The sequence below is a fragment of the Mycolicibacterium stellerae genome, assembly GCF_003719305.1.
Taxonomy (GTDB): domain Bacteria; phylum Actinomycetota; class Actinomycetes; order Mycobacteriales; family Mycobacteriaceae; genus Mycobacterium; species Mycobacterium stellerae.
In genome coordinates, this window is the sequence record NZ_RARC01000029.1 from 50,103 (window position 1) to 67,911 (window position 17,809).

The 17,809-nt window shown below is 65.9% G+C and carries 19 protein-coding genes; 9 read left to right on the forward strand and 10 right to left on the reverse strand.

From position 1 onward, the window contains the following. Positions 1-4: 4 nt before the first annotated feature. Genes fadD3 through ipdE2 form a run of 4 tightly spaced genes read left to right on the forward strand, consistent with a single transcriptional unit; the run spans position 5 to position 4,570 of the window. Positions 5-1,540: a 3-((3aS,4S,7aS)-7a-methyl-1,5-dioxo-octahydro-1H-inden-4-yl)propanoate--CoA ligase FadD3 gene (gene fadD3 / locus D6M19_RS26575; RefSeq protein ID WP_123028275.1), complete on the forward strand. Its 1,536-nt coding sequence runs from the start codon at positions 5-7 to the stop codon at positions 1,538-1,540. Then, entirely contained in the window at positions 1,540-2,679 is a 1,140-nt protein-coding gene (locus D6M19_RS26580; RefSeq protein WP_123028276.1) for an acyl-CoA dehydrogenase family protein, read from the forward strand. Before fadD3 ends, D6M19_RS26580 begins: the two co-directional genes overlap by 1 nt. After that, positions 2,676-3,629, forward strand: coding sequence for an acyl-CoA dehydrogenase family protein (locus D6M19_RS26585; RefSeq protein WP_123028277.1), 954 nt, complete (start codon positions 2,676-2,678; stop codon positions 3,627-3,629). The genes D6M19_RS26580 and D6M19_RS26585 overlap by 4 nt, the downstream gene beginning before the upstream one ends. Continuing rightward, a complete protein-coding gene (ipdE2, locus tag D6M19_RS26590; RefSeq protein WP_123028278.1) occupies positions 3,629-4,570 on the forward strand; it encodes an acyl-CoA dehydrogenase IpdE2 in 942 nt (313 codons plus the stop codon). The genes D6M19_RS26585 and ipdE2 overlap by 1 nt, the downstream gene beginning before the upstream one ends. Before the next feature lie 18 nt (positions 4,571-4,588). Here ipdE2 and D6M19_RS26595 read toward each other — a convergent pair whose 3' ends face one another. From D6M19_RS26595 to D6M19_RS26615, 5 genes are read right to left on the reverse strand one after another with little or no spacing between them, the layout of a single operon-like run. Next, entirely contained in the window at positions 4,589-5,512 is a 924-nt protein-coding gene (locus D6M19_RS26595; RefSeq protein ID WP_123028279.1) for an ABC transporter substrate-binding protein, read from the reverse strand. A 39-nt stretch (positions 5,513-5,551) separates the two neighbouring features. Continuing rightward, positions 5,552-6,277 carry an ABC transporter permease gene (locus D6M19_RS26600; RefSeq protein WP_123028280.1) on the reverse strand — a complete coding sequence of 242 codons (726 nt, stop codon included), beginning with the start codon at positions 6,275-6,277 and terminating at the stop codon, positions 5,552-5,554. Further along, on the reverse strand, positions 6,274-6,918 hold the full coding sequence (locus D6M19_RS26605; protein ID WP_123028281.1) for an ABC transporter permease: 645 nt from the start codon (positions 6,916-6,918) through the stop codon (positions 6,274-6,276). The genes D6M19_RS26600 and D6M19_RS26605 overlap by 4 nt, the downstream gene beginning before the upstream one ends. Next, positions 6,915-8,021, reverse strand: coding sequence for an ABC transporter ATP-binding protein (locus tag D6M19_RS26610; protein ID WP_123028282.1), 1,107 nt, complete (start codon positions 8,019-8,021; stop codon positions 6,915-6,917). Before D6M19_RS26610 ends, D6M19_RS26605 begins: the two co-directional genes overlap by 4 nt. Further along, a complete protein-coding gene (locus tag D6M19_RS26615) occupies positions 8,018-8,701 on the reverse strand; it encodes an IclR family transcriptional regulator (protein WP_123028283.1) in 684 nt (227 codons plus the stop codon). The genes D6M19_RS26610 and D6M19_RS26615 overlap by 4 nt, the downstream gene beginning before the upstream one ends. Before the next feature lie 151 nt (positions 8,702-8,852). Between D6M19_RS26615 and D6M19_RS26620 the strand changes: the two genes are divergently transcribed. The 3 genes from D6M19_RS26620 to D6M19_RS26630 all read left to right on the forward strand — a co-directional run bounded on the left by D6M19_RS26620 (position 8,853) and on the right by D6M19_RS26630 (position 11,929). Beyond that, positions 8,853-10,313 carry an aromatic amino acid lyase gene (locus tag D6M19_RS26620; RefSeq protein WP_123028314.1) on the forward strand — a complete coding sequence of 487 codons (1,461 nt, stop codon included), beginning with the start codon at positions 8,853-8,855 and terminating at the stop codon, positions 10,311-10,313. A gap of 10 nt (positions 10,314-10,323) precedes the next feature. Further along, entirely contained in the window at positions 10,324-11,487 is a 1,164-nt protein-coding gene (locus D6M19_RS26625; RefSeq protein WP_123028284.1) for a pyridoxal phosphate-dependent aminotransferase, read from the forward strand. 121 nt (positions 11,488-11,608) lie between these two features. After that, positions 11,609-11,929, forward strand: a complete 321-nt coding sequence (locus D6M19_RS26630) for a hypothetical protein (RefSeq protein ID WP_123028285.1) — start codon at positions 11,609-11,611, stop codon at positions 11,927-11,929. 13 nt (positions 11,930-11,942) lie between these two features. Here the strand turns inward: D6M19_RS26630 and D6M19_RS26635 are convergent, their stop codons facing one another. Both D6M19_RS26635 and D6M19_RS26640 read right to left on the reverse strand, forming a co-directional pair. Further along, entirely contained in the window at positions 11,943-12,689 is a 747-nt protein-coding gene (locus D6M19_RS26635) for a 3-hydroxybutyrate dehydrogenase (RefSeq protein ID WP_123028286.1), read from the reverse strand. Further along, complete coding sequence (locus D6M19_RS26640; RefSeq protein ID WP_123028287.1) at positions 12,686-14,035, reverse strand: MFS transporter; 1,350 nt, start codon at positions 14,033-14,035, stop codon at positions 12,686-12,688. The genes D6M19_RS26635 and D6M19_RS26640 overlap by 4 nt, the downstream gene beginning before the upstream one ends. Positions 14,036-14,105: 70 nt before the next feature. Here D6M19_RS26640 and D6M19_RS26645 point away from each other — a divergent pair, with 70 nt between their 5' ends. Further along, complete coding sequence (locus tag D6M19_RS26645) at positions 14,106-15,071, forward strand: LysR family transcriptional regulator (RefSeq protein WP_234835056.1); 966 nt, start codon at positions 14,106-14,108, stop codon at positions 15,069-15,071. A 48-nt stretch (positions 15,072-15,119) separates the two neighbouring features. Here the strand turns inward: D6M19_RS26645 and D6M19_RS26650 are convergent, their stop codons facing one another. Then, positions 15,120-15,335 carry a hypothetical protein gene (locus tag D6M19_RS26650; protein WP_123028289.1) on the reverse strand — a complete coding sequence of 72 codons (216 nt, stop codon included), beginning with the start codon at positions 15,333-15,335 and terminating at the stop codon, positions 15,120-15,122. A gap of 246 nt (positions 15,336-15,581) precedes the next feature. Here D6M19_RS26650 and D6M19_RS26655 point away from each other — a divergent pair, with 246 nt between their 5' ends. Further along, positions 15,582-16,349, forward strand: coding sequence for an alpha/beta fold hydrolase (locus tag D6M19_RS26655; RefSeq protein WP_123028290.1), 768 nt, complete (start codon positions 15,582-15,584; stop codon positions 16,347-16,349). 6 nt (positions 16,350-16,355) lie between these two features. Here D6M19_RS26655 and D6M19_RS26660 read toward each other — a convergent pair whose 3' ends face one another. Together D6M19_RS26660 and hsaB are read right to left on the reverse strand one after the other, a co-directional pair. Beyond that, on the reverse strand, positions 16,356-17,207 hold the full coding sequence (locus D6M19_RS26660) for an alpha/beta fold hydrolase (RefSeq protein ID WP_164478705.1): 852 nt from the start codon (positions 17,205-17,207) through the stop codon (positions 16,356-16,358). 30 nt (positions 17,208-17,237) lie between these two features. Beyond that, positions 17,238-17,804: a 3-hydroxy-9,10-secoandrosta-1,3,5(10)-triene-9,17-dione monooxygenase reductase subunit gene (gene hsaB, locus D6M19_RS26665; RefSeq protein WP_123028292.1), complete on the reverse strand. Its 567-nt coding sequence runs from the start codon at positions 17,802-17,804 to the stop codon at positions 17,238-17,240. Positions 17,805-17,809: the final 5 nt, after the last annotated feature.

Consider the following 17,809-nt stretch of genomic DNA (forward strand, 5'->3'; position numbering starts at 1 on the left):
GTCGATGAAGACCGATCTGAGGACCATTCCGCAGGTCCTGGACCGGATTGCCGACCAATTCGCCGACCACGAAGCCCTGATAGCGGGCGATCGGCGGCTCACCTTCGCGCAGTTGCGCCGCGAGGTGCGGGGAGCCGCCGCCGCGATGATCGACCTGGGCGTTGCCGCCGGGGACCGCGTCGCGATCTGGTCGCCGAACACCTGGCACTGGGTGGTCGCATGCCTGGCCACCCACTACGCGGGCGGCGTCGTCGTCCCCCTCAACACCCGCTACACCGCAGGCGAAGCCGCCGACGTACTGGCCCGCACAGGGGCGCCGCTGCTGGTCGCGGCCGGCGAGTTCCTCGGCGCCGACAAGACCGCCAACCTGGACCGGACCGCGCTGCCCGACCTGCGGCACATCGTGCGAGTCCCGATCGACAAGGACGACGGCAACTGGGCCGAGTTCGTCGCCCGCGGGTCTGATCTGGACGCGGTCGAGCGCCGCGCGGCGGCGGTCAGGCCAGACGACGTCAGCGACATCCTTTTCACCTCCGGCACCACCGGCCGCAGCAAGGGCGCGCTATGTGCGCACCGGCAGTCGCTGGACGCTCCCGCGGCGTGGGCGGCGTGCGGGCAGGTCACCAGCGCCGACCGCTACCTCTGCATAAACCCGTTCTTTCACAACTTCGGCTACAAGGCGGGCATCCTGGCCTGCCTTCAGACCGGGGCAACGCTGATACCGCAGCTCACATTCGACCCGGAGAAGGCGATGGCCGCGGTGGCCGAACACCGGATCACCGTGCTTCCCGGGCCCCCGACGATCTACCAGAGCCTGCTCGACCATCCCAGGCGCGGCGACTACGACCTCAGCTCGCTGCGATTCGCGGTCACCGGCGCCGCGACGATCCCGGTGGTGCTGATCGAACGCATGCAGTCGGAATTGGACATCGACATCGTGCTGACGGCGTACGGGCTGACCGAGGCCAGCGGGTTCGGCACGATGTGCCGCCCCGACGACGACGCCGTCACCGTCGCCACCACGTGCGGGCGCCCGATAGCCGACTTCGAGCTGCGCATCGACAACCCAGCCGACGACGGCACGGGCGAGGTGCTGCTGCGCGGACCCAACGTGATGCTCGGCTACCTCGACGATCCCGAGGCGACGGCCAACACCGTCGACGCCGACGGCTGGCTGCACACCGGCGACGTCGGCCGCGTCGACGAGGCCGGGAATCTGAAGATCACCGACCGGCTCAAGGACATGTACATCTGTGGCGGGTTCAATGTCTACCCCGCCGAGATCGAGCAGGTGCTCGCACGCCTGGACGGGGTCGCCGAGGCCGCCGTCATCGGGGTGCCCGACGAACGGTTGGGCGAGGTCGGCAAGGCGTTCGTCGTCAAGCTGCCCGGCGCCGAACTCGACGAGGCGGCCGTGATCGCTTACACCCGTGAGCATCTAGCGAACTTCAAGACCCCGCGATCGGTGGCTTTCCTCGACGTACTGCCGCGCAACCCGGGAGGCAAAGTGGTCAAACCGCAACTGCGAGAGTCCATCTGATGGACCTGGCTTTCGACAGCAAGACAGAGGAGTTCCGGACCGAGGTTCGCGACTTTCTCGCCGCCAACAAAGAACACTTCCCGACCAAGTCCTATGACACGGCAGAAGGCTTCGAACAGCACCGGCGTTGGGACAAGGTGCTTTTCGACGCGGGCCTGTCGGTCATCGCGTGGCCGGAGCGCTACGGCGGCCGCGACGCCACGCTGCTTCAGTGGATCGTCTACGAGGAGGAGTACTTCCGGGCCGGGGCGCCCGGTCGCGCCAGCGCCAACGGCACCTCGATGCTGGCTCCGACGCTGTTCGCGCACGGCACCGAGGAACAACTCGATCGGGTGCTGCCGAAGATGGCCAGCGGCGAGGAGATCTGGGCGCAGGCCTGGTCGGAGCCGGAGTCGGGCAGCGACCTGGCGTCGCTGCGCTCAACCGCGACCAAGACCGACGGCGGCTGGAAGCTCAACGGACAGAAGATCTGGAGTTCGCGGGCGCCGTTCGGCGACAGGGCATTCGGACTCTTCAGGTCTGATCCCGAAGCCGAGCGGCACAAGGGGCTGACCTACTTCATGTTCGACCTGAAGGCTGACGGGGTGACGGTGCGGCCCATCGCCCAACTCGGCGGCGACACCGGGTTCGGGGAGATCTTCCTCGACGACGTCAGCGTGGCCGACCACGACGTGATCGGCGAGGTGCACGACGGCTGGCGCGCCGCGATGAGCACCTCGAGCAACGAGCGCGGGATGTCGCTGCGCAGCCCCGCGCGGTTCATCGCGCCCGCCGAGCGACTCGTCGAGCAATGGAAGACCAATCCAGATCCCGTCTTCACCGACCGGGTCGCCGATGCGTGGATCAAGGCGCAGGCGTACCGTCTGCACACCTTCGGAACCGTGACGCGGCTCGCCAACGGCGGCGAGCTCGGCGCCGAGTCGTCGATCACCAAGGTGTTCTGGTCGGATCTCGATGTCGCCCTTCACCAGACGGCGCTGGACATGCGGGGCGCAGACGGCGAGCTGGTGGACTCCTGGACAGAGGGCCTGCTTTTCGCGCTCGGCGGTCCGATCTACGCGGGCACCAACGAAATTCAGCGCAACATCATCGCCGAGCGCCTGTTGGGCCTGCCCCGAGAACCCAAGGGCCAGAAATGAACTTCGAGATCGACGAACAGCAGCGAGACTTCGCGGCGAGCATCGACGCCGCGCTCGGCTCCGCAGGCGTTCCCGCTGCAGTGCGCGCATGGGCCGACGGCGACACCGGCCCCGGCCGCAAGGTGTGGTCCACACTGGCCGACCTCGGCGTGACGGCGCTGCTGGTGCCCGAGCAGTTTGATGGCATCGGCGCACATCCCGTCGACCTGGTCGTCGCGGCTGAACGCCTCGGGTACTGGGGCGTCCCCGGCCCGGTTGTCGAATCCGTCGCGGTGGCACCGATTCTGCTCGCCGACGACGAACGTTGCGGTGCGCTCGCGTCCGGTGAGTTGATCGCCACGGTCACCTTCCCACCGCATGTGCCACGCGCCGTCGACGCCGACTCCGCAGGGTTGATTCTCGTCGCGGGCGACGGTGAGGTGCGCGACGGCAGCGCGGGCAGTCGACACGACTCGGTCGACCCCGCACGCAAGCTGTTCGACGCGGCGGCTTCCGGCGACGCCCGAAAGGCTGACACCGCAAAGTCTTTCGAGTACGGTGTGCTCGCTACGGCAGCGCAGCTGGTCGGTGCGGGCCAAGCCATGCTGGACGCCTCGGTGGCATACGCGAAACAGCGCAGCCAGTTCGGCAGGACGATCGGGTCATATCAGGCCATCAAACACAAGCTTGCCGACGTGCACATCGCCGTCGAGTTGGCCAGGCCGCTGGTCTACGGTGCGGCCCTGTCGCTGGCAGACGGCTCGCCTGACACGGCACGCGATGTCAGCGCGGCGCTCGTCGCGGCGGCCGACGCCGCGCTGCTGTCTGCCCGCTCGTCACTGCAGACCCACGGCGCCATCGGCTTCACACAGGAGCACGACCTGTCACTTCTGCTGTTGCGGGTACAGGCGCTGCGGTCGGCGTGGGGTGATCCGACATGGCACCGCCGCCGGGTATTGGAGGCCTTGTGATGAGTCAAGAACGCGAACTACTGCGTGAAACCGTCGCGGCGTTGGTCGACAAACACGCGTCTCCCGCCGCGGTGCGCCAAGCCATCGAGTCGGAGCGCGGCTACGACGAGTCGCTGTGGAAGCTGTTGTGCGAGCAGGTCGGAGCCGCCGCTCTGGTGGTGCCCGAGGAACGGGGCGGCGCGGGAGGAGAGCTCGCCGACGCCGCCGTCGTCCTCGAGGAGCTGGCCAAGGCGCTGACGCCGACGCCGCTGCTGGGCACCACGCTTGCCGAGCTCGCACTGCTCTCCGCCGACGAGCCCGACGCCGATGCGCTGGAAAACCTTGCCGAAGGCACCGCGATCGGGACCGTTGTCTTCGATCCCGGCTTCGTGATCAACGGCGCCGTCGCCGACATCGTCGTCGCCGCCGACGGCGAGAAGCTCACCCGCTGGACCACGTTCACGTCGACACCCGTCGACACCATGGACCTGACCCGGCCGTTGGCACGGTTGCGGCCGCAGGACACCGCCGACATCGGCGCCGACCCCGGCCTTGCCGACACCGCTTCGATCCTGGTTGCCGTCGAGCAGATCGGCGCGGCGGCGAAATGCCTCGACCTGACCGTCGAATACACCAAGGACCGGGTCCAGTTCGGCCGCCCGATCGGCAGCTTCCAGGCGCTCAAGCACCGGATGGCCGACCTCTACGTCGCGGTGCAGTCCGCGCGCGCCGTCGTCAACGACGCCGTCGCCGAACCCTCGCCCACGTCGGCGGCGCTGGCCCGGTTCTCGGCCAGCGAGGCGTTCACCAAGGTGGCCGCCGAAGCCGTGCAGATGCACGGCGGCATCGCGATCACCTGGGAGCACGACATCCAGTTGTATTTCAAGCGCGCGCACGGCAGCGCGCAGCTGCTCGGGCCGCCGCGGGAGCATCTGCGCAGGCTCGAATCCGAGGTGCTCTGACCCGGCAGTCCGCCTGCGTCAGCTCTTGCCGATACCTGCGCCCGCGAGCCACTTCTTGGCGATATCAGACAGGTTTGTGCCGTCAGCGGCCTCTGCGTTCATCGAGATGAGGTCGTCGGTGGTGAGTTTGGCCGAGACCGCGTCGAGGGTCTTCTTGATCGCATCGTTCTGTTTCGCCGACTTGATCAGCGGAACAACGTTCTCCGCAGCGAATAGGTTCTTGTCATCGTTAAGGGCCACAAGATTATTCGCGTGCAGACCAGGATCCGTGCTGAACAGGTCGCCGGCCTGAATCTGTCCGTTGGTGAGCGCCGTCATCGTCAACGTGCCACCCGCGTCGAGACTGACGAAATCCTTGAAGTTGAGACCGTAGATATCACGCAGACCGACCACGCCCTGGGTCCGTGTCTTCCATTCCGGCGGGCCGCCGAGCACCAGTTCACCGGCGACGGGTTTCAGATCCGAGATCGACTTGAGCTTGTATTTGTCGGCGGTGGCCTGTGTCACGGCCACGACATCCTTGTCCTCGGCCGGAGACGGTGTCAGCATGCCGATGCCTTCTGGCAGCTTCTTGACGAGTTCGCCGGACACCGCGTCCGGCGTCGCGGCGGTCGACTTGGGGTCGAGATAACTCAGCAGGGCACCGGTGTATTCGGGAACGAGGTCTATTGAGCCGTCCTTGAGCGCCTGGATGTACACCTCGCGGCTGCCGATGTTGAACTGCTCCTTCGTTTGCACGCCCGCCGCCTGAAGTGCCTGTGAATAGATGCTGGCGATCAATTGGCTCTCGGTGAAGTCGGCCGAGCCGACGATGACCTGCGAACCCTCCGATCCGCCGGTGTTGCCGCCACCGGACAGCGGATCGCTGCCGCCGCCACCACAGGCGGTCAGCACGAGAACGGAGGCGGCCGCAAGGGCCGAAAGGATGCTGCGCTTCTTCATGTGTCTTTCTCCTGTTGGGTGAACGGCGCCGGTCGGCACCTAGGTGGCAGGCTCGAGTACCGCGGTGGCAAGCGGTGTGCTGTCCTTGGCGGCCACCCGCCGGAGACCGGGCGAGATGATAATTCGGCCGGCCCAAGCGAAAGTGAACTCGAGGACGATGGCGAGAACGGCGACAAGTATTGCGCCGCCTGCCATTTCGGCGAAGCTCGCATTCGCTCGGCCATCGAGGATGAAGCGACCGAGGCCCTGCAGCCCGAGATACGCGGCGATGGTGGCGGTCGAGACTATCTGCAGAGTCGACGCCCGCACACCGGACACCATGAGCGGAAGCGCACAGGGAAGCTGGACGCGCATCAGGATCTGGCGCTTGGTGAAGCCCATGCCGCGGGCAGCGCCGACGGCATCCGGGTCGGCGTTCTGGATGCCCGCGTAGGTGCCGGTGAGGATCGGCGGAACCGCCAGCAGAACCAGCACGATGATGGTGGGCAGCACGTACACGAGCTTTCCCGCGGCCACCGGCGAGATGATCAGGAAGAGCAGGACGAGCAGGCCGAGCGACGGCAGCGCGCGCAACGCATTCGCAAAACCCGCGACCAATGCCTCCCCGCGACCGGTGTAGCCGATCACGATTCCAAGCGGCACCGCGATCGCCAGGGCGATGAGCAGCGCGACAGCGGAATACACGAGGTGGTAGCCGACCTGTGCCGGGATGCCTGCCGAGCCCGTCCAGTTGCCGGGGTCGGTGAACCAGCCGACGATGTTCATGAGGTGACCGTCCTTTGCCGCCAGGGCGTGAGGAGCTTGTTGCCCACGAGGATCAGTCCGTCGAACACGACGGCCAGCACGACGCAGAGCACGACGCCGACAATGAGCGGGGTGAACAGCCGAAGCTGAAAGCCTTGCGTGAACAGCGATCCCAGCTGCGGAATGCCCAGCAGCGCAGCCATGGTGACAATGCTGACGTTGGACACCACCGCCACCCGCAGTCCTGCCGCGATGACGGGCACGGCGACGGGCAGCTCGACCAGCAGCAGCCGTTGCCAGCCGCGATACCCCATCGCCTCCGCGGCCGCGACGGTGTCGTGGGGCACCGAGGCAAGTCCGTCTGCTACGACTCGGACCAACAACGCCACCGTGTAAAGCGTCAGTGCGACAACGATATTCACGGGGTCGAGGATCTTCGTACCCAATACCACCGGCAGGATGATGAACAGGGCGAGCGAAGGGATCGTGTAGAGCAGGCCAGCGGTTCCGACGATCGCCGCATATCCGCGCCCCGATCGGTGCGCCCACCAGCCGAGCGGTAACGCGACAACCAGTCCGAGGATCGTCGGCACCAGGGTGAGCCACGCGTGGCTGATGGTCAGGCTGACGATGCGGTCGATGTTCGACGAGATCCAGTTCATGCCGCCAACCGCGCTTCCTTGGCTCGCCTGATGGCGTCGATGATGTCGTGGTCGGTCGCGGTGCCGATCAGCGCACCGGATTCGTCGGTGACCACGCAGCGACCGCTGGGGCTCGACAGGGCCGAGTTCAACAGGTCGCGCAGAGGGTCGCGCCGAGATGCAGACGTGCCGCTGAGGTTGATGTCGCTGGCTGTCACGGAATCGCCTCGCACGCTGTCGCTGTCGACCCAGCCGATCGGCACCTTGTTGGCGTCGACCGCCAGCACCCACCGTCCGTTTCCTGACGGCATATCCGAAACGCGCTGCCCGACCGTAATCGTCGGCTCGTCGGACAGCTGCAGCAGGCTGTCGCAGTTCTCGAAGCCCAGCGCCCGGTAGCCTCGCGCCGATCCGACGAAATCGGCGACGAACGTGTCGCTCGGTGCGGCGAGCAGCTCGGCAGGCGACGCGGCTTGTGCGAGCGTGCCGCCCTGGCGTAACACCACAACTTGATCACCCAGCTTGAGCGCCTCGTCGATGTCGTGTGTGACCATCACGATCGTTTTGGAGATGTCGGCCTGCAGACGAAGGAATTCATCCTGCAGCTGACTTCGAACGATCGGATCCACCGCACTGAAGGGTTCGTCCATCAGCAGGAAGGGCGGGTCGGTCGCGAGTGCCCGCGCCACCCCGACCCGCTGTTGCTGTCCCCCGGACAGCTGCCATGGGTACCGCTTTGCGAACTTGGCGTCGAGCCCGACCCGCTCAAGGAGTTCCATTGCCGCCGAACGGGTTTCCTTCTTGCCGCCGCCGAGCAGCCGCGGAAGCGCCGCGACGTTGTCGACGACGGTGCGGTGCGGGAACAGGCCCGCATTCTGGATGACGTAGCCGATCCGCCTGCGCAGCGTCACCCGGTCGAGTGTCTGGGTGTCGACTCCCTCGAGTTGGATGGTGCCCGACGACGGCTCAATAAGGCGGTTGACCATCCGCATGGACGTGGTCTTCCCGCAGCCCGACGGGCCGACCAGCGTGGTGATCTTTCCGGCAGGGGCGGTGATGGTGAGATTGTCCACCGCGACAGTGCCGTCGGGATACACCTTGGAGACGTTGTCGAACGTGATCATGACTGTCCTTCTGGGAGGGTTGATTTCGATGCACGACTCAGCCGGGCGGAGACATCCTCCGTCGCGCGCATCAACATCCGGCCGTATTCCGCGGCCTGTTTTTTGGTGAGCCGGTAGCTCGGAATCACCAGGCTCATCGCGGCAATGATTCGTGCTTCCGAATGGAGCGGAGACGCGATCGCCGTGACGTCAGCCTCGACCCCGCGCTCGACCACCACGTATCCGACATCGGGAACTCGGCCGCGAAGCACTCGGCCTGCCGCCGATTTTTCGAGCGGCACCGTTCGGCCGACCCAGCTGGTGTGCCGGACGGAGTGGGTTCCCTCGACGATCCCGATGTACAGGGCGGTCGCGCCGTGCCCTTCGACAGAAAGGTATGCGGACTCGCCCGTTTCGGCGACGAGCTTCTCCATCGTCGGCTTCGCGAGATCGACGAGCGACTCGTTGGACAATGCCTGCGCCCCGAGCTGGATCAGACGCGTGCCAGGCCGATACATGCCGCCCGACTCATCCCGGCTGATGAATCCGGTGGTCTCCAGCGTGCGCAGCAGCCGCAATGCGGTACTCGGGGCCAGATCGCAATCCCTGGCACTGTCAGCAAGATTGGCGCCGCCTCTCTCGCAGATGGTCGCGAGCAGCGCGAGCGCGCGCTCGACTGTCCGCGTCGACGGTTCGGCCACTGCGACCTCCTCTCGCTGGGCTGAAAGCTACGAGGGCGTTGTTCCGGCGAGTTCCATTAAGTAAAAATCAATTTTCATCTAGCGGCAAGACCTAATTTTGGCGATGATAGATCCACCTCGCCCGTCGGCGATAGCGAAGAAGGAGAAATTCATGCTCGACCTCGACGGATCCGCGACCATCGCGGACGTGGTGCGCCTCGCGGACCGTCGCGACCATGTCTCGGTATCGCCTGCGACTTTGGCGGCGGTCGGACGTGCCCACCAGATCGCGGCGGAGCTCAGCACGCGGTATGACATCTACGGCCGAACAACGGGCGTAGGCGCGAACCGCGCTGCTCAGGTGCCTACCGGCGATTCCGACTACGGCATGCGACTGCTTCGCAGCCACGCCGTAGACGCAGGGGATCCGCTCGACGATCGAACGGTTCGAGCGATGCTAGCTGTCCGGCTCATCCAGCTGTGTGTGCCTGGCGCGGGACTCGATCCCGCCATCCTTCGTGGCTTGGAGACGATGCTCAACGAAGACGCCCTACCCGAGCTTAGGCAGTACGCGTCGATCGGAACCGGCGACCTCGCACCTCTGGCAGGCACGGCACTCACGTTGATCGGAGAGCGGCCCGCATCCAAGCCGTTGACACCGATGACGCCGTGGGGCGCCGACAGCGCGCTGCCCTTCATGAGCAGCAGCGCTCTGACAATCGGGCGCGGCTGTCTGGCGATGGAGGAGCTTTCCCGCCTCGAACACGCATCGAGCGCGATCTACGCGCTGAGTTTCCTTGCGCTCGACGGCAATCCTCAAGCCCTTTCGTCGATTGCGGCTCGGGCGGCGGCGGCGCCCTATGCGGAAGCGGTTGCCGACCGCCTTCGCGAAATTCTCACGACGAAGGGCCGGCCAGACTCGCGTCCCGCCCGCATTCAGGACCCATACGGACTTCGGGTTTACCCGGTCGCGCAGGCGAGTTTGGTGGCGTCGTTGCATTCGCTCGAGGGGCAGCTAGAGCGGACGCTCAACACCGCGCAGGAAAATCCGCTCTTTGATATCGAGAACGAATCCGTGATCCATCACGGATCGTTCTATCAGGCGTCGCTGTCGCTTGAACTCGACGGGACCACGCTCGGGCTGGCCCTGACCGCACCGATCACGCATTCTCGAATCAGATTGCTCAATGATCCGGATACCAACGGCGGCAATGCCTTCCTGGCCGCAGATGCGGACGGATCATCCGGTCTGATGATGGTCGAGTACGTCGCCGCCGGTGCGATCGCCGAGATCCGTAACGCAGCGCAGCCTGCCTCTGCGGGCACCCTCGTGTTGTCGCGCGGTGCGGAGGAGGATGCCACCTTCGCTTCCCAGGGCGTGCAACAACTCGAGCGGTCTATCGCCGCCTACCGGGTTCTGCTGTGCTGCGAGCTCGTCGGCGCGGTCCGGCTGTTGCGCCAGCGCGGCCTCGACACGCGGTTCGGCGGGGTCGTCGGCGAAACGCTTGTGTTGGCGGACGTGCTGCCGCGCAATGACGAGGACCGTGATCTCCGCGGCGATATCGCGCTGGCCGAGTCCGTGCTTGACAGCATCGGACGACTCGTTGCGGGGGAACCTGCGTCTGGGGGTTAGCCTCGACCGAATGAGCGTCTCTCTTCGCGCCGGGATCCCGCCGTTCTATGTGATGGACGTGTGGCTGGCCGCCGCCGAACGTCAGCGCACGCACGGCGACCTGGTGAACCTGTCGGCAGGCCAGCCGAGCGCAGGAGCCCCCACTGCGGTGCGCACCGCGGCCAAAGCCGCGCTCGACAACACAGTGCTCGGTTACACGGTCGCGCTCGGCATCCCCGAACTGCGCACGGCGATCGCGGGCTCCTATCAATCCCGGCACGGGCTGCTCGTCGATCCCAATGACGTGGTGGTGACCACCGGCTCGTCGGGCGGGTTCCTGCTGGCATTCCTGGCCTGTTTCGACGTCGGTGACCGCGTCGCGATCGGCAGCCCCGGATATCCGTGCTACCGCAACATCCTTTCGGCGCTCGGCTGTGAGGTCGTCGAGATCCCGTGCGGCCCCGAGTCCAGGTTCCAGCCAACCGCGCAGATGCTCGCGGAAATCGATCCGCCTGTGCAGGGTGTGATCGTCGCGAGCCCGGCCAACCCGACCGGCACCGTGATTCCCCCCGACGAGCTGGCGGCGATCGCGTCGTGGTGTGCGGAGTCGGGCGTTCGGCTGGTCAGTGACGAGGTCTATCACGGCCTGGTGTACGAGGGCGCTCCTGACACCAGCTGCGCATGGGAGACATCGCGGGAAGCCGTTGTGGTGAACAGCTTTTCGAAATACTTCGCGATGACCGGCTGGCGGCTGGGCTGGCTGCTGGTGCCGCAGGAGCTGCAACGTGCGGTGGATTGCCTGACCGGCAACTTCACCATCTGCCCGCCCGTGCTGTCGCAGATCGCCGCGGTTTCGGCGTTCACGCCGGAGTCGATCGCCGAGTCCGACGCGCTGCTGCACCACTATGCCGCCAACCGGCAACTGCTGCTGACCGGGCTTCGACAGATCGGCATCGACCGGCTCGCACCGACCGACGGCGCGTTCTACGTCTACGCCGACGTCTCGCACCTGACCGGCGACTCGCTGTCGTTCTGCTCCAAACTGCTGGCCGACACCGGCGTCGCGATCGCGCCGGGCATCGATTTCGACACCCAGCGCGGCGGTTCGTTCGTCCGGCTGTCGTTCGCCGGCCCGACCGGCGACATCGACGAGGCACTGCGTCGCATCGGCGAGTTTGCCGGACGGTCTGGATAGGAGCGCGCGCGCCGCCGAAACTTGTGATCGGTAGGCCATCGCCCTTGTCTAATTGTTACGAGGCCGACGACGGCCCAATGACATAGGACAGGAGACGGCTATTATCCGTACCATCGTTGGATTGGCGGCCGCCGCCGTGGTGACCGCCGGTCTGGGCCTTGGCGGCGGTGTCGCCCAGGCTGACGACGGTGGTTGGGGCCCACCGCACCACTGGTGCCCGGGAGAAGAACCCGTGCCTGCAACCGGTAATCACGTCACCGACCCACTGAATTGGGACTGGAACGTCTGTCACACCTACTACTACTTGTGGCCGGGAATGGGCAACGTCTCCAACATGATCTGGGACGGCGAGAATCCCCCGCCCAAACCTGGACCGCCGGTGGCCGTGTACTGCGATCCGGTTGGGTTCTTGCAGAACTGCCGGATTGACAACCACCCGTAGACAGCCCTCGAACCTAGCGTGCGCTCCAGCCACCGTCCATGGTGTAGGAGGCGCCGGTCACCATTGCGGCGTCCGGCGATGCGAGCCAACCAACCAGGGCTGCAACCTCTTCCGGCTCGAGGAGCCGTTTTATCGCGCTCTCCTTCAAAAGGACGTCCTCGGTGACCTCCTGCTCCGGGATGCCGTGGGTGCGGGCCTGGTCGGCGATCTGCTTGGTCACCAACGGCGTGCGCACGTACCCCGGATTGACACAGTTGCTCGTCACCCCGTGCGGGCCACCCTCGAGCGCGGTCACCTTGGACAGTCCCTCGAGTGCGTGCTTGGCCGTCACGTAGGCGACCTTGTACTCCGAGGCACGCAGGCCGTGCACCGACGAGATGTTGATGATGCGCCCGAAGCCGTTGTCGTACATATGCGGCAGCGCGCCCCGGATCAGCAGGAAGGGCGCCTCCACCATGAGGGTGAGCATGAACCGGAAGCGGTCGGGCGGAAATTCGGCGATGGGGCTGACATGCTGGATCCCCGCATTGTTGACCAGGATGTCGGTCTCCAGCTGCAACTGCTCCAACGCGGAAGCGTCGGAAAGATCTATGGGCCAGGCCTTTCCACCGACTTCATCCGCAACGGACTTGGCGCCGACATCGTCGAGGTCCGCGACGGTCACAACGGCTCCACGCGCGGCAAGCTCGCGGGCGCACGCCGCGCCGATGCCGCTCGCCCCACCGGTGACGACGGCGGTGCGCCCTTCGAGCGACGTCACCGAACCCCGGCCTTCGCCAGGTCGTCGCGGTCGGCCTCGTCGAGGGATTCGAGGTCAAGCCCGTTGGTCTCGCGCAGATAGAACACCGCGACGAGCGTGATCGCCGCAGAGGTGGCCAGGTAGATCGCGATCGGCACCCAGGAGTCGTAGATCTGCAGCAGCTTGACGGAGATGGCAGGCGCCGCGGAGCCCGCGACGATCGAGGTGACCTGATAGCCAAGTGACACACCGGAATACCGCATCCTGGTCGGGAACATCTCGGCCATGATCGCCGGTTGCGGCGCATACATCAGCGAGTGGATGACCAGACCGATGACGATGGCGGCGATGATCAGCAGATAGTTGGCGCTGTCCATCATCGGGAACGCAAAGAAGCCCCAGGTGGCCGCGAGCACGGTGCCGACGAAGTAGACCGGCCTGCGGCCGACCCGGTCGGCCAGCCTGCCAGCCAGTGGAATGGCGACGAAGTGCACGGCGTGCGCGACGAGCATGTAGCGCAGGATCGCGTTGGTGTCCACGCCGACATGAACCTTGAGGTAGGTGATCGAGACGATGACGACCAGGTAGTACATGACGTTCTCGGCGAACCGCAGGCCCATCGCGGTGAACACTCCACGCGGATAACGCTTGAACACCTCCACGACGCCGTAGGAGACGGCCTTGACGCGCTCTACTTCCTCTTGTGCCGCAACGAAGATCGGCGCATCGCTCACCTTGGTCCGGATGTAGTAACCGATGAGCACCACCACCGCGGACAGCCAGAACGCGACCCGCCATCCCCAGGACAGGAAGTCCTCCTCGGACAGCGTTGCGGTCAGCACCCACAGCACGATCGTCGCGAGCATGTTGCCGACGGGCACCGCAGCCTGCGGCCAACTGGCCCAGAAACCCCGACTCTTGTTCGGGCTGTGTTCGGCCACCAGCAGCACGGCGCCGCCCCACTCACCGCCGACCGCGAATCCCTGAAGGAAGCGCAGGACCACCAGCAGCACCGGCGCCCAGATGCCGATCTGGTCAAGGGTCGGCAGGCAGCCCATCAGGAACGTGACGACGCCGACGAGCAAGATGGCGAACTGCAGCAGTTTCTTGCGTCCGTACTTGTCGCCGAAGTGCCCGAACACCACGCCGCCGAGTGGGCGGGCGATGAATCCGACCGCATAGGTCAGCAGCGCGGCAAAGATGGCGCCGTATGCGCTGTCGCTCGCCGGGAAGAACACCTTGTTGAAGACCAGCGTGGCCGCGGTGCCGTAGAGGAAGAACTCGTACCACTCGACGACGGTGCCCGCCATCGAGGCCGCCACGACGCGCTTGAGTCCGGTCGGGGCCGACAAGGAATCGCCGGTCATGGGTAGCTCCTTCACATGTGACGTGGGACACAGACCTGTGTGAGTATTCATGCAGGTACCCAAACCTGCAATGGCCAAAACTGCAGGAAGTATCTGCGAAAATGCAGATGTGCCGCCCTCCATGACCCCGCCCTCGGGTCGACGGCCGAGCGCCGACGACCTCCTCGTGTTGCTGGCCGTCGGCCGGTCCGGCCGCTACACCACGGCCGCAGAGGAACTCGGTCTCAACCACACCACGATCTCGCGCCGCATCGCCGCGCTCGAGGAGTCGATCGGCGGGCGGGTGCTGGCCCGCGTCGCGGGCGGCTGGGAATTGACCGACCTCGGGCGGGAGGCGCTCGCGGCCGCCGAGGCGGTTGATTCGGCGGTGCGCTCGCTGTCCACCGACGCCCACGGCTCGCGGGGACTCGAAGGGGTGGTCCGAATCTCGGCGACCGACGGTTTCAGCGCATACATCGCTGCGCCGGCTGCAGCGCAGGTGCAGCGCAGGCATCCGAAGGTAGCCGTGGAGATCGTGGCGGCCACCCGGCGCGCCACCCAGCAGCGCTCCGGACTCGACATCGAGGTGGTGGTGGGTGAACCGCAGGTGCACCGGGCGGAGGCGATCCGGCTCGGCGACTACTGCCTCGGGCTGTACGGGGCACACGAGTACCTGACCGAACACGGTTCGCCGCAGAGCATCGAAGATCTTGCGCGCTATCCCTTGGTCTACTTCATCGACTCCATGCTCCAGGTCGACGACCTCGACCTGGCGCCGAGTTTCGCCCCTGCCATGCGCGAATCGGTTACGTCGACCAATGTCTTCGTCCACGTCGAGGCCACCCGCGCCGCCGCGGGCATCGGCCTGCTGCCGTGCTTCATGGCCGACCGACACGACGATCTCGTCCGGGTGTTACCGGAAGCTGTTGTCGTCCAGTTGAGTTATTGGCTCGTCGCGCGACCAGAGACGCTTCGACGACCCGAGGTGGGCGCCGTGGTGGCTGCGATCCAAAATCGGATGGCCGACCAACACGACGTACTGCTTGGCGCCCCATGAAAAAGAGGGCACCCCGCTTGGGGTGCCCTCTTGTCAGCTTGCGACCGGTTACGGACTGCTCCGCACCGTCGTGTCAGGACGCGACACGTTCGGCCTCTGCTGGATGTCGTTCAGCCAGTCGAGGTGGTCGACACCCTGCGACGGGCCGGTGAAGACCACGTCCACGGCGTTTCCCGGCACGGTCGCCTGAGCCGGCGCGGCAAAGCCGAGCACGGCGGCAACCAAACCGCTCGCGAGGATTGTGGCAAACCCGAACTTCTTCATTTAGTGCCTTCTTCTTTCTTCTCTGTGGGGTTCGGGCCTTGTGGGCCCGGACTCCGCGTTACCGGCTTCCGTGGGGGTCTCCCACTCCGGTATGTCTTACAAAACGACGAGGTCAAGGGTTTAATTCCACTGGCGCCATTTGATCGACAGCCGGCACGAATCGGACTGGCTGCCGCGCCCAAAGAGGGCGGGCCGGATCTCACGCGAGCAGTCCGTGTGCGGTGAATCACAGCTAAACTCATCGCCATGCCGTTCATCGATCATCCGAAGGGTAGGGCCTACTACCGACACTGGGCGGCGCAGGAACCGCGCGCCGTCGTCGTCTTCCTGCACGGCTTCGGTGAACACACCGGGCTCTACCACCGGTACGGCTTTGCGCTCAATGCCGCCGGTATCGACCTGTGGGCGGTCGACCAGTTCGGCCACGGACTCAGCCCAGGCGCACGCGGCGATTTCGGGTCCATCGCCGACAGCTCGGATCTCGCCGATACATTGACCGAGCTCGCGGAGCGCGAACGTCCCGGGCTGCCGCTGATCGCTGCGGGCCATTCGTTCGGCGCGGTGGTGACCTTGACAAGGCTGCTCGATCAGCCAGACCGCTACCGCGCGGGTGTCATCTCGGGGGCGCCATTGGTGCCGATTCCGGAGTTGCTAGACACGGACAGCTCGTTCGATCTGGATCCGCAGTGGCTCTCCCACGACCCGTTCTACCTGGACTCGCTCGAAAACGATCCGTTGGCCTTCGTCGATGCCGACGGCGCGCCGTTGGCGCGGGCGCTCGACACCGCATGGGACCGGTTCGGCAAGGATCTTCCGGGGTTGACGGTGCCCACCCTTGCGGTGCACGGCGTCGGTGATCCGATCGCACCGGTCGGCCCTGTCGCTGCCTACGCCGAGCAGATAGAACCGCTGCAGCTCAAGGAGTTTCCCGGCGGGCACCACGACATCCTCAACGACACCATGCACCGCGAGGTGGCGGCCACGATCATCGAATTCATCGGCGAGAGAGCCTGACGGAGCCTATCCCGCGAAGAAGTCCCCGAGCAGTCGCGCGACCCGATGCGGGACGCCGCGGTTGTCGGCCGCGGTGTGTCCGGTGCCCTTGAGCTCGACCCGTCCGGCATTCGGCAGGCGTCGAGCAAGCGCCTCCAGCCCGAGGCGAAGTGGATGCGCGCTCTTCTCACCGCCCAGCAGCAGCACCTCCGATCGCAGCTCGCCAATGCGTGGGTTCACCAGCGTGACGGACTCCCGTTGTAGGACTCCGTCCAGCCGCATCGTTGGTATGAGGCCGAGCAACGGGATGTCGCCAGACGGGTGTTGCTTCGCGTCCTTCTCGAGTGCGATGCGCAGCAGCGGGGTCAACACCCAGCGCGGCACGAGCATCAGGGGTGACCGATCGCCGGTGCCTTTGAGCACTTCAACCATCCCGGCAGCGGGGCCCGAAGTCGCCATCGCATGTTCGAACCTCGGAAACCACTTCGCCGGGTCGGCTCCGTCGAGAGTCAACGGCGGCTCATACAGTGCGAGCTTTTCGATGCCCGCGTACTGAATTGCGGTGTACAGCGCGATGATTGCGCCGGAGCTCAGCCCGAAGACACGACGTGCCTCGACCGTGCGCATCAACGCGTCGAGGTCCTCGGCCTCGCGGGCCAGCCCGTAACCCTCTCCGGCCGGCACCTCGGGCCTGCGGCCGCGCCGATCCGGGATATAGGCGGTGTAGCGGGAACCCAGCATGTCTGCGAGCCGCGCGAAGTTCTGCGCCGCCTGCATTCCGCCGTGGACAAGAACGACGGGGGTGGCCCCGTCGCCTATCACGCGATGAGTTACCACGGTTCCGTCCGCTGACACCACTGACCCGCTGCAATACTTCACGAAAGCTCCCTCCGCCGGGGTCTGGGTCGCCTAGAGCCAGGTGTCGTCGGTGGTGGCGGTGAGGAACGCCTCGAGATCGTCGCGCCAGTGCGCAGGCGTGTTCTTGTCCGGTTCGATTCCGGTGTACTGGCCGCGGTAAAACAGCAGCGGCCGCGGCTTCTTGTGCGGCACATCGGTCAGCGAGTGCACAGCGCCGAAGACGACGAGGTGGTCGCCGCCGTCGTGCACCAAGTGCACCGTGCAGTCGATGTGCGCGAGCGTGCCCTTGATCACCGGAGAGCCCAGATTAGATGGGCCCCAGTCGATCCCGGCGAACTTGTCGGGTTCCTTGGAACCGAACCGCGCGGATACGTCCTTCTGGTTCTCATGCAGCACGTTGACGCAGAACTTGCCAGACGCCTCGATGGCCTTCCAGGAGCGGGATACCTTGGTCGGGCAAAACAGGACCAGCGGCGGTTCAAGGGACAGCGCGGCGAACGACTGGCAGGCGAAGCCGATCGGCGCGCCGTCGTGCATCGTGGTGATCACCGTGATGCCGGTGCAGAACTGCCCGAGCACATTTCGAAATGTGCGAGGGTCCATCGGCTCGGCGGACACTGCTC

Coding starts and splice junctions, on each gene's coding strand:
- fadD3 (WP_123028275.1), top strand. CDS start 5: ATGAAGACCGATCTGAGGACCATTCCGCAGGTCCTGGACCGGATTGCC.
- D6M19_RS26580 (WP_123028276.1), top strand. CDS start 1,540: ATGGACCTGGCTTTCGACAGCAAGACAGAGGAGTTCCGGACCGAGGTT.
- D6M19_RS26585 (WP_123028277.1), top strand. CDS start 2,676: ATGAACTTCGAGATCGACGAACAGCAGCGAGACTTCGCGGCGAGCATC.
- ipdE2 (WP_123028278.1), top strand. CDS start 3,629: ATGAGTCAAGAACGCGAACTACTGCGTGAAACCGTCGCGGCGTTGGTC.
- D6M19_RS26595 (WP_123028279.1), bottom strand. CDS start 5,512: ATGAAGAAGCGCAGCATCCTTTCGGCCCTTGCGGCCGCCTCCGTTCTC.
- D6M19_RS26600 (WP_123028280.1), bottom strand. CDS start 6,277: ATGAACATCGTCGGCTGGTTCACCGACCCCGGCAACTGGACGGGCTCG.
- D6M19_RS26605 (WP_123028281.1), bottom strand. CDS start 6,918: ATGAACTGGATCTCGTCGAACATCGACCGCATCGTCAGCCTGACCATC.
- D6M19_RS26610 (WP_123028282.1), bottom strand. CDS start 8,021: ATGATCACGTTCGACAACGTCTCCAAGGTGTATCCCGACGGCACTGTC.
- D6M19_RS26620 (WP_123028314.1), top strand. CDS start 8,853: ATGCTCGACCTCGACGGATCCGCGACCATCGCGGACGTGGTGCGCCTC.
- D6M19_RS26625 (WP_123028284.1), top strand. CDS start 10,324: ATGAGCGTCTCTCTTCGCGCCGGGATCCCGCCGTTCTATGTGATGGAC.
- D6M19_RS26640 (WP_123028287.1), bottom strand. CDS start 14,035: ATGACCGGCGATTCCTTGTCGGCCCCGACCGGACTCAAGCGCGTCGTG.
- D6M19_RS26645 (WP_234835056.1), top strand. CDS start 14,106: ATGGCCAAAACTGCAGGAAGTATCTGCGAAAATGCAGATGTGCCGCCC.
- D6M19_RS26650 (WP_123028289.1), bottom strand. CDS start 15,335: ATGAAGAAGTTCGGGTTTGCCACAATCCTCGCGAGCGGTTTGGTTGCC.
- D6M19_RS26655 (WP_123028290.1), top strand. CDS start 15,582: ATGCCGTTCATCGATCATCCGAAGGGTAGGGCCTACTACCGACACTGG.